Annotated in this window: 19 protein-coding genes; 15 read left to right on the forward strand and 4 right to left on the reverse strand. The window is 65.7% G+C overall.

All coding sequences use genetic code 11. The features are described from left to right. Positions 1 to 7: 7 nt before the first annotated feature. From A7X12_RS02695 to hemA, 12 genes are all read left to right on the forward strand, one after another. The gene (locus A7X12_RS02695) at positions 8 to 337 is read left to right on the forward strand and encodes an SH3-like domain-containing protein (RefSeq protein ID WP_084444993.1); all 330 of its coding nucleotides are present in this window, start codon (positions 8 to 10) and stop codon (positions 335 to 337) included. Then, complete coding sequence (nthA, locus tag A7X12_RS02700; RefSeq protein WP_064310113.1) at positions 337 to 1,020, forward strand: nitrile hydratase subunit alpha; 684 nt, start codon at positions 337 to 339, stop codon at positions 1,018 to 1,020. The genes A7X12_RS02695 and nthA overlap by 1 nt, the downstream gene beginning before the upstream one ends. Beyond that, positions 1,020 to 1,355 carry an SH3-like domain-containing protein gene (locus A7X12_RS02705; RefSeq protein ID WP_064310114.1) on the forward strand — a complete coding sequence of 112 codons (336 nt, stop codon included), beginning with the start codon at positions 1,020 to 1,022 and terminating at the stop codon, positions 1,353 to 1,355. The genes nthA and A7X12_RS02705 overlap by 1 nt, the downstream gene beginning before the upstream one ends. Before the next feature lies 1 nt (position 1,356). Continuing rightward, on the forward strand, positions 1,357 to 2,058 hold the full coding sequence (locus A7X12_RS02710) for an aquaporin (protein ID WP_084444995.1): 702 nt from the start codon (positions 1,357 to 1,359) through the stop codon (positions 2,056 to 2,058). Next, entirely contained in the window at positions 2,055 to 3,107 is a 1,053-nt protein-coding gene (locus A7X12_RS02715; protein WP_064310116.1) for a HoxN/HupN/NixA family nickel/cobalt transporter, read from the forward strand. Before A7X12_RS02710 ends, A7X12_RS02715 begins: the two co-directional genes overlap by 4 nt. A 76-nt stretch (positions 3,108 to 3,183) precedes the next feature. Next, positions 3,184 to 3,615, forward strand: a complete 432-nt coding sequence (locus A7X12_RS02720) for a DUF983 domain-containing protein (protein WP_064310117.1) — start codon at positions 3,184 to 3,186, stop codon at positions 3,613 to 3,615. A gap of 3 nt (positions 3,616 to 3,618) precedes the next feature. Continuing rightward, positions 3,619 to 3,936: a hypothetical protein gene (locus A7X12_RS02725; RefSeq protein ID WP_084444997.1), complete on the forward strand. Its 318-nt coding sequence runs from the start codon at positions 3,619 to 3,621 to the stop codon at positions 3,934 to 3,936. A gap of 57 nt (positions 3,937 to 3,993) precedes the next feature. Continuing rightward, positions 3,994 to 5,376: an aminotransferase-like domain-containing protein gene (locus A7X12_RS02730; protein ID WP_064310118.1), complete on the forward strand. Its 1,383-nt coding sequence runs from the start codon at positions 3,994 to 3,996 to the stop codon at positions 5,374 to 5,376. Positions 5,377 to 5,438: 62 nt separating this feature from the next. Next, positions 5,439 to 6,845: a cytochrome ubiquinol oxidase subunit I gene (locus A7X12_RS02735; RefSeq protein WP_064310119.1), complete on the forward strand. Its 1,407-nt coding sequence runs from the start codon at positions 5,439 to 5,441 to the stop codon at positions 6,843 to 6,845. Then, positions 6,835 to 7,842, forward strand: coding sequence for a cytochrome d ubiquinol oxidase subunit II (gene cydB, locus A7X12_RS02740; protein WP_064310120.1), 1,008 nt, complete (start codon positions 6,835 to 6,837; stop codon positions 7,840 to 7,842). The genes A7X12_RS02735 and cydB overlap by 11 nt, the downstream gene beginning before the upstream one ends. Then, positions 7,842 to 7,964 (forward strand): DUF2474 domain-containing protein, encoded by a 123-nt coding sequence (locus A7X12_RS24915; protein ID WP_084444999.1) that lies wholly within the window; start codon positions 7,842 to 7,844, stop codon positions 7,962 to 7,964. The genes cydB and A7X12_RS24915 overlap by 1 nt, the downstream gene beginning before the upstream one ends. 13 nt (positions 7,965 to 7,977) lie before the next feature. Further along, positions 7,978 to 9,207: a 5-aminolevulinate synthase gene (hemA, locus tag A7X12_RS02745; RefSeq protein WP_064310121.1), complete on the forward strand. Its 1,230-nt coding sequence runs from the start codon at positions 7,978 to 7,980 to the stop codon at positions 9,205 to 9,207. Positions 9,208 to 9,252: 45 nt separating this feature from the next. On the opposite strand, the gene A7X12_RS02750 is transcribed toward hemA, so the two are convergent. Genes A7X12_RS02750 through A7X12_RS25820 form a run of 3 tightly spaced genes read right to left on the reverse strand, consistent with a single transcriptional unit; the run spans position 9,253 to position 10,899 of the window. Next, entirely contained in the window at positions 9,253 to 10,089 is an 837-nt protein-coding gene (locus A7X12_RS02750; protein WP_064310122.1) for an alpha/beta fold hydrolase, read from the reverse strand. 10 nt (positions 10,090 to 10,099) lie between these two features. Next, positions 10,100 to 10,648: an alpha/beta fold hydrolase gene (locus tag A7X12_RS02755; protein WP_198161839.1), complete on the reverse strand. Its 549-nt coding sequence runs from the start codon at positions 10,646 to 10,648 to the stop codon at positions 10,100 to 10,102. After that, complete coding sequence (locus A7X12_RS25820) at positions 10,615 to 10,899, reverse strand: alpha/beta fold hydrolase (protein ID WP_198161841.1); 285 nt, start codon at positions 10,897 to 10,899, stop codon at positions 10,615 to 10,617. Before A7X12_RS25820 ends, A7X12_RS02755 begins: the two co-directional genes overlap by 34 nt. Positions 10,900 to 11,217: 318 nt before the next feature. Between A7X12_RS25820 and A7X12_RS02760 the strand changes: the two genes are divergently transcribed. From A7X12_RS02760 to A7X12_RS02770, 3 genes are read left to right on the forward strand one after another with little or no spacing between them, the layout of a single operon-like run. Continuing rightward, a complete protein-coding gene (locus A7X12_RS02760) occupies positions 11,218 to 11,994 on the forward strand; it encodes a polysaccharide deacetylase family protein (RefSeq protein WP_064310259.1) in 777 nt (258 codons plus the stop codon). Next, the gene (locus tag A7X12_RS02765) at positions 11,994 to 13,163 is read left to right on the forward strand and encodes a glycosyltransferase (RefSeq protein WP_064310123.1); all 1,170 of its coding nucleotides are present in this window, start codon (positions 11,994 to 11,996) and stop codon (positions 13,161 to 13,163) included. The genes A7X12_RS02760 and A7X12_RS02765 overlap by 1 nt, the downstream gene beginning before the upstream one ends. A 39-nt stretch (positions 13,164 to 13,202) precedes the next feature. Further along, positions 13,203 to 13,742, forward strand: a complete 540-nt coding sequence (locus A7X12_RS02770) for a GNAT family N-acetyltransferase (protein WP_064310124.1) — start codon at positions 13,203 to 13,205, stop codon at positions 13,740 to 13,742. 105 nt (positions 13,743 to 13,847) lie between these two features. On the opposite strand, the gene A7X12_RS02775 is transcribed toward A7X12_RS02770, so the two are convergent. After that, positions 13,848 to 15,062 carry a histidine-type phosphatase gene (locus A7X12_RS02775; RefSeq protein ID WP_232318293.1) on the reverse strand — a complete coding sequence of 405 codons (1,215 nt, stop codon included), beginning with the start codon at positions 15,060 to 15,062 and terminating at the stop codon, positions 13,848 to 13,850. Positions 15,063 to 15,226: the final 164 nt, after the last annotated feature.

The following is a 15,226-nucleotide window of genomic DNA, read 5'->3' on the forward strand; positions in this document are numbered from 1 at the left end:
CGATCGCATGGATGCATCACCCCTGGCGTCGGTCGTCCCGGCGCTGAAGGAACTGCCCGCTTTTACCGAAGGAAAGCGGGTCCGCGTGCTGGAGCGCGCGCCTATCGGCCATTATCGCGTGCCGATCTATCTGCGCGGGCATGTCGGCACCGTCGAGCGGGTGATCGAACCCGCGATGATCGACAATGAAGAAGAAGGCTATGGCCGCAACGCCGGCAACAAGCTGCATTATTACCGTGTGTCGTTCCGCATGACCGAGGTCTGGACCGACTATGACGGTTCCCCGCGCGACGAACTGCACATCGAAATCTTCGAAACCTGGCTGGAGCAAGCCTGATGGCACAAGAGCACGCGCAGGATCATGGCCACGGCCACGATCACGATCACGATCACGATCACGATCACGATGACCATGCGCCGATCACCGCCGAGGCCGTGCCCGGCTATTACGAAGTGATGGAGACCGCGGTGCGCGAGATCCTGATCGAGAAGGGCTATCTCACCGCCAACGACATTCGCCACCAGATCGAGGTGCTGGACAGCCGCACGCCCGCGCTGGGCGCCGCGGTGGTGGCGCGTGCCTGGACCGATCCCGCCTTCAAGGCGCGGCTGCTTGAAAACGGCCGCACCGCCTGCGAGGAACTGGGCATCAGCTTCTACGACGATACCCAGCTGATCGTGCTGGAGAACACCGCCGAGGTGCACAATCTGATCGTGTGCACGCTCTGCTCCTGCTACCCGCGCCCGGTGCTGGGCCTGCCGCCCGACTGGTACAAGCTGAAGCCCTATCGCGCCCGGGCGGTGAGCGAGCCGCGCAAGGTGCTCGCCGAATTCGGCACCATCATCCCCGACGATGTCGAGATCCGGGTCAGCGATTCCACCGCGATCATCCGCTACCTCGTCCTGCCCCGCCGTCCCGACGGGACCGAGGGCTGGTCGGAGGCGCAGCTGGCCTCGATCGTTACCCGCGACGCGATGATCGGCGTGATCCCCGTAACGCTCGAGAAGGAAGCCGCGTGATGCCCACCCAGGATTTCGTCAGCCGCCTGCCCAACGATATCGGCGGGTTCGAAGCGGGCTCGGTGATGCGGGTCGAGCATGTCCTGGAGCCGTGGGAGAAGCGCTGCCACGCGCTGGCCGACGTGCTCGACTTCAAGAAGCTGATTAACACCGAGGAAAAGCGCAAGGGCGTGGAAGCCCTGGGCGAGACGCTGATCGGCAGGCTGCCCTATTATGAGCGCTGGATCGTGGCCTTCGCCAACATCAGCTTCACCAAGGGCTTCTTCACCCCCACCGAACTCGCCGAGAAGATGGCCGAGGTGGATGCCCGCTTCGCGGAGCAGCAGGCGGGCTGACATGGCAGCGCAGCCCACCTGCTTCCAGGAAGCCGATCCCCGGCTGGCCCTGTGGCGCCGCGCCGGCGTGGAGGGGCTCGGCACCTTCGCGCTGGTGCTGGCGGCCACCGGCAGCGGTATCGCGGCGGCACGGGTGTTCGCCACGCTGCCGGGGATGATCCTGCCGGTGACGGCGGTGGCGATCGCGGCGGCGTTGGTTGGGCTGATCGTGGCGCTGGGCAGCGTGTCCGGTGGGCACTACAATCCGCTGATTACCCTGTTGCAATGGCTGGGCCGCGAGCGCTCGGGCGTGTGCACGATCGCCTATGTCGCCGCCCAATCGCTGGGCGGGGTGCTGGGCGGCGCAGCTGCGGCCGCGCTTTGGGGTGGCCCGAACGGATCGACGGGCGGGCTCGGCTGGCACGGGATGGGCGGCGAACTGGTCGCCAGCGCGGGGCTGATGCTGGTGGTGTTCGGCTGCATGCGAAGCGGCCGCGCCGATGCCGGCCCCTTTGCGGTCGGCGCGTGGCTGGTGGCGGACATCCTCGCGACCCCCACCGCCGCCTATGCCAATCCCGCCGTGGTGTTCGGCGCGCTCGCCACCAACGGGCCATTGCATCTCGCTACGGGCTCGGCCGCGCCCTATCTGCTTGGCGAGGCCCTTGGTGCGCTGATCGCCTTCGGGTTTATCCATATATTGTTTCCCGCGGGGAGCGCGGCATGATCGCCCGGCTGCTCCGCCACCTGCCGCAGGACCGCGGCTATCGGCGCAGCCTTGCGCTGGTCTATGGCGTGCTGGCCGTTCTCAACCTCGGCGGCTGGGCCTGGGCGCTGCTCGCCTTCCATGGCCAGCCGGCGCTGCTCGGCGTCGCGGTGGTAGTCTACGGCCTTGGGCTGCGGCACGCGGTGGATGCGGACCATATCGCGGCGATCGACAACGTCACGCGCAAGCTGTTGCAGGAAAGGCGACCGCCGGTGGCGGTAGGTTTCTGGTTCGCGATCGGCCATTCCATGGTCGTCATCCTGGTCACCGCGGCCGTCGTCGTCGCGGCGAGCAATCTTCAGGGCTTCGATGCCTTTCGCGAGGCGGGAGGCGCGCTCAGCACCTGTGTCTCCGGGCTGTTCCTGCTGGTCGTCGCGGCGATGAACTTCCTGATCCTCCTCGGCATCCTGCGGACGCTCCAGCGCGTGCGGGCAGGGGAGGCGATCGACGACGGCGCGTTGGACCTGATGTTCGCCGGGCGCGGCCCCCTGTCGCGGCTGTTTCGCCCGCTCTTCCGCTGCATCGGCCGGTCGTGGCACATGGCGCCGCTCGGATTCCTGTTCGGGCTGAGCTTCGACACCGCAACCGAGGTGACGCTGTTCGGTCTTTCCGCCACCCAGGCCGGGCACGGCGTCTCGGCCGGCGCGGCCCTGGTGTTTCCGGTGCTGTTCGCAGCGGGCATGTCCCTGCTCGACACCACCGATGGGGTGATGATGGTCGGCGCCTATCGCTGGGCCTTTGTCCAGCCGCTGCGCAAGCTCTACTACAACCTCACGATCACGATGATGTCGATCGCCGTCGCGCTGTTCATCGGCGGCGTGGAGATCAGCGCATTGGCCGTCCGCAGGCTCGGGGTTGAGGGTCCGCTTGCCGCATGGGCGCTTGCGCTCAACGAGAATTTCTACGGCCTCGGCTTCGCCATCATCGGCGTGTTCGCAGCAGCCTGGGCGCTGTCCTTCCTGATCTTCTGCGCCGCCCGGCACCAGAAGCCGGTGGTTGCCATGCAATAACCAAACAAAACAAGTTGTGTATGGATGCAAACCTCATTATGTTTGGCTTGTAGGGATCGACTCGGGAGTATGAGTCATGGCGATTGCAACGGAAACGGGTGCCTTTCCCTGGATCTTGAAGTCCGGGTGGAAGGGGATTTGCCCGCGCTGTGGCAAGGGGCGGATGTTCCGCTCCTGGCTGAAGGTCGTCGACAAGTGCGAGGCATGCCGCCTCGACTATCGCTTCGCGTCGCCAGATGACGGCCCCGCCTTCTTTTCGCTCTGCATCGTCGTGTTCCCGCTCACCTTTGTGGTGGTGTGGGTGCAGGTGGCGTTCGAGCCGCCCTGGTGGATCCACTTGTTCACGTCGCTGCCGCTGATGGTGCTCGGCAGCCTGCTGCCGCTGCGGCCGATAAAGGGCTGGCTCGTTGCCTCTCAATATGTGAACCGTGCGCGCGAGGCTGGTACCGAGAAATTGTGGAACAGGCTCGACGGTCGTGCCGCTGGCAGCGACCTGTTCGAGGGCTGAATCGTGAATACGCTGTTCTCCCAGCTTGAGTTTGCACGGCAGGCCGCCGCGGCGGTGCTTGCCGAAACCGGCCGCGCGGCCGAGGCCGACATGGTCGTGCGCGGACAGGGGGATGATTTTCTGGAGGTCCGTACTGCGCTGCTCGCGGTGCAGCGGGCAGGCAGTCGCGTTGCGCTGCTGGAACGTGCCCTGCATTGCTATGCTGATCCCGATTTCTGGGACGCGGAGCCGTGCGAGGCGATGCTGGCCTATCACGATCGCGGCGACGTGGCCCGCGCGGCGCTGCGCGGTCGCGACGGTTTCGCGCAGCACCGAGATTGAGGCCGGTCATGCGCGCATTGTATGGTATTACGTATGGGATCGGTTAGGCAGAAGGCCATGCAAGGCTGGAAACCCGACATCACCGGAACCCTGGGTCCGAAATATCTCGCCATCGCCGAGGCAATTGCCCGCGATGTCGAGGCAGGCACGCTCAATGCGGGCGACCGCCTGCCGCCGCAGCGCATGCTGGCGGAGGCGCTGGGCGTGGACCTCACCACCATCACCCGCGCTTATGGCGAAGCACAGCGTCTGGGTCTGATCGAAGGCGACGGCCGGCGGGGCAGCTTCGTCCGCGGCAAGAGCGAGCCGGCGGGGATCCTGTACAAGGAACCCGCGGATGCCGGTATGAACGCCCCGCCCGAGGCGCCGGACCGGCTGCTCGAAAAGGCATTCGTCACCTCGGTGGCGCAGCTGCTCGGCCGCAGCGATGGTCCCGCACCTTTCCATTACCAGCCGCGCGGCGGCATGGCGCTCGCGCGCGAAGCCGGTGCGGCGCTGCTCCGCGGCCGGGGTGTTCCCGCGCAGGAAGATACGGTGCTTGTCAGCGCTGGCGGTCAGCATGCGCTGCATGCGGTGATCAGCACCGAGCTCCAGCCTGGCGACGTGCTTGCGGTGGGGGCATTCGTCTATCCCGGTCTGCTCTCGGTCGCCAGGCGCTATGGCCTGGGGCTGCGGACGGTTGCGAGCGATGGCGAGGGCATGTTGCCCGATGCCCTCGCCATCGCCTGCGCCGAGGGGGCGGTGGCGGCGGTGTATCTGGTGCCGACCAACGACAACCCGACTACCGCCACCATGGGCCCGGCCCGGCGTGCCGCGCTGGCCGAAGTGATCCGCGACCACGGCATCAAGCTTATCGAGGACGATGCCTATGGCCTGCTGCCCGAACGGCCGCTGACGCCGATCGCTTCCTTGGTACCGGAGCGTAGCTGGCACATTGCAAGCGTCTCCAAGATCCTCTCGCCCGGCCTGCGCGTGGCTTGGGTGGCTGCGCCCGATGTGGCGGCTGCCTGGCGTCTGGCCGCGGATCTGCATGAGACCGCAGTAATGGCCCCGCCGCTCAATGTGGCGGTGGTAGCGGACTGGTTGCACGGAAGCACCTTCGATACGCTCTGCACCGCGATGCGAGCAGAGGCGCGGGCGCGGCAGGCAATTGCCCGCTCCGTGCTGCGCCCCGGCAGCTTCCACTCCCAGGAGGAAGGCTATCATCTGTGGATGCCGCTCCCGGGCGGCGCCAACGCGGCGGAGATCGTCAACGCGCTCCGCCCGCAGGGCTTGGCCGTGGTGGCAGGCGACGCCTTCGCGGTGGAGCCCGTCAGCGCCCCGCCCGCACTCAGAATTTCCATCGGCGGATCAACGCCACGCGACCGGCTGGAGCGTGCGCTGCGACTGCTGGGTGCACTTACCACGCCCGACGTGACGCGAAAAATCGCGCTCGTCTAGGCGGCTCGACTGACCCCCGCCTGCTTCGGCAGGCTGCAACTCTTTTCGGGAGGTTTCCTGCCATGGGAGACGAAGCCCTTCTACTCGCGCGCGCCCAGTTCGCGTTCACAGTGTCGTTCCATTTCATCTTCCCGGCCTTCTCGATCGGCACGGCCAGTTTCCTGATGGTGCTGGAGGCGCTCTGGCTGAAGACCGGGCGTGGCGTGTATGCCAATCTCTACCGATACTGGCTCAAGATCTTTGCGGTGGCGTTCGGCATGGGCGTCGTCTCCGGGTTGGTGATGGCCTATCAGTTCGGCACCAACTGGTCGGTATTCTCGGACAAGGCGGGCCCGATCGTCGGGCCGTTGATGGCCTATGAGGTGATGACGGCCTTCTTCCTGGAAGCGGGTTTTCTGGGCGTGATGCTGTTCGGCATCAACAAGGTAGGGCCGAAGCTGCACTTCTTCGCCACTGCCATGGTCGCCTTGGGAACGCTGATCTCGGCCACCTGGATCGTCAGCACCAACAGCTGGATGCAGACTCCGGCGGGCTTCGTGATCAGCGACAAGGGTCAGTTCGTGCCCGCAGCGTCTTGGCTGCCGATCATCTTCAACCCCAGCTTTCCCTATCGCGTGGTTCATGTCGTGATCGCGGCCTATCTCACCACCTCGCTGGTGGTGGCGGGGGTGGGCGGCTGGCACCTGCTGCGCGACCGCACCAATCTGGGCGCGCGCAAGATGTTCTCCATGGCGATGTGGATGGTTGCGATCGCCGCCCCGGCCCAGATCCTGGCCGGCGACGCGCACGGGCTCAATACGCTCGAACACCAGCCGGTGAAGATCATGGCGATGGAGGGGCATTATGAAAGTCACCCGCACGGCGCGCCGCTGATCCTGTTCGGCATCCCCAATCCGGCGGCCAAGCGCATCGACTATGCGATTCAGATCCCGAAGATGTCGTCGCTGATCCTCAAGCACGATCCCAATGCAGCACTGGGCGGCCTGGACAGCGTGCGGGACGATCGCATTCCGCCGGTCCCCATCGTCTTCTTCACCTTCCGTATCATGGTGGGCTTGGGCTTCGCCATGCTGGGGCTGGCGTTGTTCGGCTTGGCGATGCGCGTCCGCCACAAGCTGTACGATGCTCCCTGGCTTCACCGGCTGGCGGTGCTGATGGGGCCGACCGGCTTCGTCGCGGTGATCGCCGGCTGGGTAACGACCGAGGTCGGGCGGCAACCCTTCACCGTCTATGGCTTCCTGCGGACGGCGCAGTCGCACTCGCCGCTCCAGGTTTCCGCCGTCGCGGCCTCGCTCGCCAGCTTTGTGATCGTTTATTTCATCGTGTTCGGTTCGGGCACCTATTACCTGCTGCGCCTGATGTCCAAGCCGCCCGCGCCGCACGAAACCGAGCCGGCCGCCATTCCGCAGCGCGCCGCCGGCATCACCCCCGCACCCGCGTTCGAAGGAGTCAGCGGCGATGCTCACTAATCCCGATCTCGCTACCGTCTGGGCGTTCATCATCGCCTTCGCCATCTTCGCCTATGTGGTGATGGACGGGTTTGACCTGGGCATCGGCATCCTTTTTCCCACGCTGAAGGTTGGCGCAGAGCGCGATCAGGCAATGAACTCGATCGCGCCGGTATGGGACGGCAACGAAACCTGGCTGGTGATGGGCGGGGGCGGGCTCATGGCCGCATTCCCGCTCGCCTATGCGGTGATCCTGCCCGCCACCTATCCGCTGGTGATCGCGATGCTGCTCGGCCTCGTTTTCCGCGGCGTGGCGTTCGAATATCGTTGGCGCGACCCGCGCCACCGCCCGGCTTGGGATCTCGCCTTCTGCATCGGCTCCGTCGTCGCTACCTTCGCGCAGGGTGTGATGCTGGGTGCGGTGCTGCAGGGCATTCATGTCGTCGACCGCGCCTATGCGGGCGGCAGCTTCGACTGGCTCACTCCGTTCAGCCTGCTTACCGGCGTCTCGCTGTTGATCGGCTATGCGATGCTGGGCGCGAGTTGGCTGATCGGCAAGACGCATGGGGATGCACAGGACCATGCCCGGCGCACCGCGTTCACGCTCGGCATCCTGACTATCCTTGCCATGGCTGCGGTCAGCCTGGCCACGCCGTTCCTGGCGATCGACTATTGGCACCGCTGGTTCCGTATGCCGGGCGTGCTGTTCACCGCCCAGGTGCCGCTCGCCACCGGCATCGCCACCTTCCTGTTCTTCTGGAGCCTTAAGCGGGGCCGCGAACGTCTGCCCTTTCTGCTGGCGTTGGTGATGTTCGGCCTCGGCTTCATCGGCCTGGGGATCAGCATGTTTCCCTATGTCGTGCCGCGCGCGCTTACCATCTGGGACACCGCCGCGCCGCAGAGCAGCCAGATCTTCATGCTGGTCGGCGCGGTGTTCATCCTGCCGTTGATCCTCACCTATACCGGCTGGGCCTATTACGTGTTCCGGGGAAAGACCGTGACCGAGGGCTATCATTGATGCCCGCCCGGCCGCTCGCGCCGCTGTGGCAGCGGTTGGGCTGGATGGTGCTGATCTGGGCCCTCAGCGTATCCGCCCTCGGCATCGTCGCCAGCGTGATCCGCTGGTGGCTGCATCCCTGAAAGGAGCCGACGCATGGACACGAATGCGTTCTTCGAAGACCTGTTGACCCTTACGCGGCTGGACGGCCGCTACCGCACCTTCACGCAGTTGGAGCGCATCGCCGGCGCCTTTCCGCATGCGCTCTGGCATCGGCCCCAGGGCGACACCCGAGAAGTCACCGTTTGGTGCAGCAACGACTATCTCGGCATGGGTCAGCACCCGGAGGTGCTGGCAGCGATGCATGAGACGATCGCCCGATCCGGCGCGGGAACCGGCGGCACGCGCAACATCTCGGGCACGGTGCGCGAGCATGTCGCACTCGAGCAGGAACTGGCGGGGCTGCACGGCAAGGAGGCGGCGCTGCTGTTCACCTCGGGCTGGATCTCGAACCTGGCCGCGCTCGGCACGCTGGGTCGGCTGCTGCCGAACTGCGCGATCTTCTCGGACGCGCTCAACCATAATTCGATGATCGAGGGCATTCGCCGCTCGGGTGCCGAGCGCTTCATCTTCCGCCACAACGACGTCGCGCATCTGGAGGAACTGCTCGGATCGGTCGATCCGGAGCGGCCGAAGATCATCGCGTTCGAGAGCGTCTATTCGATGGACGGCGACATCGCGCCGATCGCCGCGATCTGCGACCTCGCCGACCGATACGGCGCCATCACCTATCTCGACGAGGTCCACGCCGTCGGCATGTACGGCCCGCATGGCGGCGGCATCGCCGAGCGCGAGGGGCTGGCGGACCGGATCAGCATCATCGAAGGCACGCTTGCCAAGGCCTTTGGCGTCATCGGCGGCTATGTCGCGGGGCCCGCGTTGCTGATCGACGTGATCCGCAGCTTTGCCGAGAGCTTCATCTTTACCACTTCGCTCTGCCCGCATCTCGCGGCCGGTGCCCTGGCGGCAGTGCGGCACCTGCGGCAAAGCGATGGCGAGCGGTCGCTGCAACAGGCCGCCGTTTCCAGGTTGAAGGCTGCGCTCGCCGCGGAGGGCCTGCCCGTCGCACGGGACAGCGCCAGCCATATTGTGCCGCTGATGGTAGGCGACGCGCATCTCTGTCGGGCGATCAGCACGGCGCTGCTGGAGGAATACGGAATCTACGTCCAGCCGATCAATTATCCCACCGTACCGGTAGGACAGGAGCGGCTGCGCATCACGCCCACACCATTCCACGACGATGAGCATATCCGCACGCTGGTGGCCGCGCTCGTATCGATCCGCGCGCGTCTCGGCTGGGGTTTGGCCGCGAGGGTTGCTGCCTGACGGATAGGCTGGGCGCGGCCCAGAGGCAGCGCCCGGCAGTCACGTTCAGGCTTGGCGATAACCGGACTGCACCCAGTTGACGATCAGTTCGGCATAGCGGGGCGCGGCGTCTTCCCAGACGAAGTGCCCGCTGTCGACCACCTCGTGGACGCAATGCGGCAGCCGCTCTTGCAGGAACTCGCCGTTCGACGTCGGCACGAACGGATCATCCTTGCCCGAGATGACGAGAACCGGCGTGGCAATGCTGTCCAGAATCTCGCCGAGGCGCGGAAGATCGCGGGTATAGGCGCGGACGAAATCCGCGGCTTCGTTCCACCGGCTGCCTGCCGAGGATTGGCGGTAATCCTCCAGCACCTCTTCCGCGATCGGCACGCGTGCGGTCGAACGGATCAGGCCCACTACCTGCTCGCCACCATCGACACCGGCAAAATCTGCGCGGCTGCTGGCGACGATCTGCCGCAGTGGCTCACCGAGCAGGGGCAAGGCAATTCCGCCACTGCCGGCGACGATGCTTTCGAAGCGGTTCGGGTGCTGGAGGGCGGCAAACAGTGCCGCAAGCGTGCCGATATCGGGTACGATCGCATGCACGCGCTCCAGTTCCAGCATGTCGAGCAGTACCGGCAGGAAAGCGCCCATTGCCTGCGGCGACATCAGGCTTGCGCTAACGTCCGACTGGCCGAAGCCGGGCAGGTCGACGGCGACCACCGGCCCCAGCTGCTCGAGCTCAGCCCAGACTCTGTCGAAGGCGCGGATGCTTTCGGGATAGGGCGCCGTGAGAAAGAGCGGCGTCCCTTCGCTCCGGCCGCCCTTGCGGATACGAATGCGAATGCCGTCTACCGTGATGGTTTCCAGCGTCGGTGTAGTGGTCGTGGCGGTGGTCATGGACTTTCCTTCAGGCGGAGAGAAATGCGTTCACGCCGCGGGCGAATTCGGCGTGGTGCTGGAACAGAAAGCAGTTGCCGACATCGGGGTAGATCTTCACCTCGGCCTGTGGGGGCAGGTCGGCCATCAAATGCGAGGGGCTGGGCGGGATCATCGCATCGGCATCGCCGTTGGCAACGAAGGTCGGCTGGCGGATGCTCTGCAGGCGCTGGAGCTTGGTATGATCGGCCACGCCCCAGGCGCCTACCGCGTCATAATGGACGTTGCGGGTCTGCATGCTGCCCGCAACGTCGCGATGCTCTGTGCGGGCGAGGAATCGACCGAGATAATCCCGGCCGGCAGCCCGACTGGTCGCGGTGGGTTCGAAGAAAGCGTGGGGCAGTTCGGCGGCGCCGGGCACGTCCTTGCGGACGGCATCTGCGATGTCTTTGCGCCAGCCATGCACGTTCGGTCCGCCTCGCGGGCCGGTCGCGACGACGAACCCGCCGAGCGAGAAGCCGAGCAGGTCGATATGGGGCAGCCCAATCACGTCGATGAAGGCCAGCAGGTAGCGCGCCATTTCGGAGATAGTTGCGGGCTGGTACCGCTGGTGCGGCTGGCACCGCGATTATTGACGAGGATTAGTTCACGCTCCGCAGCAAGCGCGTCGAGCAATGCGGGATCCCAGGTGTCGAGGTCGCCGCTGAAACGTGGCAGGAGTATGAGCGGCGTGCCCCCGGGGTGCCCGTAGCGGCGATAGGCAGAGCGGATGCCGTCTGCCGCCTCGACAAAGCGCGTGGGGGCGTTGGGGCTGGTGTCGGTGTCAGACATGGCGAACTCCAACAGCCTGTGATGACGGCCAGAATTCGCCTTTTGAGCAACCCGCGCCATTGGTCCGCGGAAGGGGGTGGCCGATGCCTAGGTATGAGGGACTGCGGCATCGATACCGGATAAGGCATTCCCAAGTCCGGCGCGTTGTCGTCACGTCATGTCGTTCTGCCGCATATGCGGAAGGCGCGGTGCGGATTGGCCGCCGCGGCGACGTTTGATGCTTTGACATCACTGCGTTACAAAAAGCCGGAATTCGGCCTGCTTGCCGCCCTGTTCCGGCGGTCTATATCGCTCGCACCTGCAGCAAAGAACGATACGATGACCGCACTGAACCGCCCCACCGGGCCCCAAGGCCCCAGCCTGCTCGCATCCATCCATGATGTCGGGCCTCGATCCGAGGGCGCGGTCGATCAGCTTTCCGAGTTGTTCCTGCGGCATATCGGCGCCCCCCGCTATGCGATGCTGGTGGTGCCGGATCATTGGGGCTCGGCGCCGCTGACGCCCGGCAGCCCCTTCGCCACCCGGCTACGCGGCTGGGCGGATTCGGGAATCGAGATGTTCCTGCACGGCTGGTTCCACCGAGACGTGTCGGAACACGCATCCGTCAGCGCGCGGTTCAAGGCCAAGCACATGACCGCGGGTGAGGGCGAGTTCCTCGGGCTCGGCTATGCGACAGCGCGCGATCGCATGGAGCGCGGACGCGCATTGGTGGAGGACATCATCGGCCGCCCCGTTACCGGTTTCATCGCTCCGGCGTGGCTCTATGGCGAAGGCGCCCGCGAGGCGCTGCGTGACCTGGGCTTCGCGTTGGCCGAGGATCATTTCCGCGTGTGGGCGCCGCAACAGGCGGATCGCGTGCTCGCCAAAGGGCCGGTGATTACCTGGGCCAGTCGCAGCAAGAGCCGTATAGCCTCGTCGCTGGCCGTCGCTGCGCTCGCGCGCGCGCTGCTCCCGCGGCGCCCCGCCATGCGGCTCGGCGTGCATCCGGGGGACGTTACCGTGCCGGCACTGCTGACGAGCATCGACAAGACGCTCGGCGCGCTGACCAAGGGCGGTCGCTTCGGCCAATATCGTGAACTGCTGGAGACGCATTGATGCGCATCCTCGACGTCTGCGCTTTCTACAGCCCCTATGGCGGCGGCGTAAAAACCTATGTCCGTCGTAAAATGGAGCTGGGCGCGCAGCTAGGCCACGAAATCATCATTCTCGCGCCAGGCGAGCGCGAGGAGATTATCGAGGAGCGCGACGGCGCGATCCTGGCGACGATCCCGGCACCCCTGCTGCCTCTGGACCGACGCTACCGCTATTTCGATGACGAGCCTGCATTGCACGCGGCACTCGATCGCTGGCGGCCCGATTTCGTCGAAGCTTCGTCGCCGTGGCGCAGCGCCTCGATGGTCGCGCGCTGGCAGGGATCGGCGGCGCGCTCGCTGGTGATGCATGCCGATCCGCTGGCGGCCTATGCCTATCGATGGTTCGGCACGATCGCCAACCGCGAGACGATCGACAAGGGCTTCTCTTCCTTCTGGCAGCATCTCCGCCGACTGGATGACGGGTTCGATCAGGTCGTGACGGCGGGGCATGATCTTGCGCGCCGGTTGACCGAGGGCGGGCTCACCAAGGTGGTGACGATCCCGATGGGTGTCGAACCCGGCTATTTCGGCCCTGCGTTGCGCGACGAATCCCTTCGTGCCGAGCTGCTCGCCAGCTGCGGCCTCGCACCGGATGCGACGCTGCTAATCGGTGTCGGACGGCTGGCGGCGGAGAAGCGCTGGCCGATGGTGATCGAGGCGGCTGAGGCGGCGGCGGGGCGGCACCCCATGGGGCTGATCCTGATCGGCACCGGCACCGCCCGTTCCAAGGTGATCACCGCGATCGGCCGCAATCCGCACGCGCAGCTGTTCGAACCTACCAGCAATCGCGAGCAGCTTGCCCGCGTGCTGGCGAGCTCCGATGCCCTCGTCCATGGCTGCGAGGCGGAGACTTTCTGCATGGTCGCGGCCGAGGCGCGCGCGAGCGGTCTGCCGTTGATCGTGCCCGATCAGGGCGGCGCCGCCGACCAGTTCGTTGAAGGGCAGGGCATGCTCTATCGCGCCGCCGATCCGGTGAGCCTGCGCGACGCGCTGACCCATTTTGTCGAGACGACGCCGATGTTCCACCGGATGCGCGCTACCGCCGATGCGCCGATGACCCGGACGATGGACCAGCACTTCGAGGAACTGTTCGCCAGCTACCAAGCGATGGCATATTCTCGAGCGGCCTGATGGCCTACCTCCGGATCCGGCTTCCCGCAGGAAACGCACATGATTCTTAAGACGGCGCGTTTGACGCTCCGAAAATTCCGGGCTGGCGACGGTCCTGACCTTTTCGCCTATCTGCACCAGCCGCGCGCCAGCTGTTTCCTGTCCATGGCGGTTGCGGACATCGCAGCAGCCGAGGCCGAGGCTTTGAAGCGGGCGGTCGACGACGATCATATCGCGATCTGCCGTTCGGACACCGGCCGGCTGATTGGCGATCTATTTGCGGTGTTTGAAGGAGACACGGTGTCCATCGGCTGGCATCTCAATGTTGACCATTCCGGTGCTGGCTACGCGTTCGAAGCGGCCTCCGCGCTTTTCGAAGAGCTCTTTTCGTCAGGAAAAGCGCGTCGAATTTACGCTTATGTCGAAGACCATAATATTCGCTCGCAGCGGTTGTGCGAACGCCTGGGCATGCGGTGCGAGGGACGGTTCCTGGAATTCGTGTCGTTCACCAACGATGCGGCCGGTAGGCCCTTGTTCGAGAATACGATGCAATATGCGATCCTCCATCGGGAATGGCAGGCGCGATCGATCTTGCTCTAGTGGCACAGCCTGACCATCGCGTTGCCACATTGGGCCGGAGCAATGCGCGGGTAGCTGGGGCGGCCAAGGACGGCCGGCCCTCGTCTGGCGCAGGCGGGCAGGGCGTTAGCCGCGCGCTGGCGCCGTGGCATCCGCCAGCCGCTGAAGGAATCTCGGAAGGGCGCAGCGATGCTCTGCGCCCTCGTCGCAGCCCCGTAGTCGTAACGGCGTCCAGACGGTGCGATCCCGCGCGGTGCGCATGTCCGCGGCGCTCTGGCTGCGATACCAGAGGCGAACCGCCGAGCTGCCGTCGGGTGCCCGCACCAGTGCGATGGCGATACCGCCGCCCGGAGCCGGATCGTTGGTTGCGAAGCCCGGCGCCTTAACATCCACGCCGAGCACCGCCGCGAGCGCCGCGACGTTGGTGTCGTGGCCGATCAGCACGTCGACCTTCGGCGCGGTTGTGGCCGTGAGGTCTTGGGTGATGCAGTCGACCGTCGGTGCCATCTGAAATGCGGCCATATAGGGTGGCCGGCTGAACACGTCGAACAGCGCGCCGTGTACCGCCCCAAGCACCTCCAGTCTTGCTGGCGTAGCCCGGCCCCAGCCGACCCGCGCCAGCGGCATACCTTCCAGATACTGGAGCATCAGCACCTGCGCCGTGCCGGACGCCGCGCGGATCGGACCCTTGAGGTCGATGCCATGGCCGTCGGCGCTGGCTTGTACCGTGGATGGTTCAACGGGGCTGCACGGGCCGGCAGGGCAGGCGAGCACTTGCTCCAACAGCTTCAGGCCGACCGCATGCCGGCGTGCCAGTGCTTCGGCGCCGTGGGTGTAGCGGTTGATCGACTCGATGGCTCGGTCGGCGTCGAACGTCTTGGGATGGGCACCCAGCGGTTCGAAGAGAGGGTCGTTCGTGCCTTCGGGCCTGTGTCCGACCTCTAGCGCGCAACTTGGGGAGAAGCCTGCTGCATAGGCTTCCCCGCTGGCGATCGTTCGCGGAGAGCTGTTGGTCCACAATCTGACGGTTGCACCGAGGCATCCGGTTCCCCGCACCAACCCCGCCGCCGCGAACCAGCGGCGATCGGCCTTGGCCAAGGCGCGCAGTGCGGCAGCGCCGTGGGGCGTCACCTGCTCTGCGGGCGCTGCCCAGCGCGGCCAGGGCTGGCCGGTGCGCGTTGCGTGCGGGACCTCGCCGTCCAGCGGCGAGCGCACCCCATGCCGCATCAGCATCACCAGCCGTTCTACCGGAGGCGCCGGCTCCGGCGCCGCATAGGACATCGCTGGCGAAAGGAGGATGGCGCTGAGGGCGCCGAAGCGCAGCAGGGGGAAGCCGTTCATGTCCGTCCGGTACCTGGCGGTGATGAAAGCTGTGTGACGAAAAAGAATACCAATTTTACGATTGGTATTATGAGAGCAATTTCCGTCACTTACGCTGCGGTGCAGCAAATATGTAAATTTAAAACACTGAAAACGAAATCGTTACTACACCGAGTTGCCGCGTG

Origin of the sequence: Sphingomonas sp. TDK1, assembly GCF_001650735.1 — a bacterium.
GTDB lineage: Bacteria > Pseudomonadota > Alphaproteobacteria > Sphingomonadales > Sphingomonadaceae > Sphingomonas.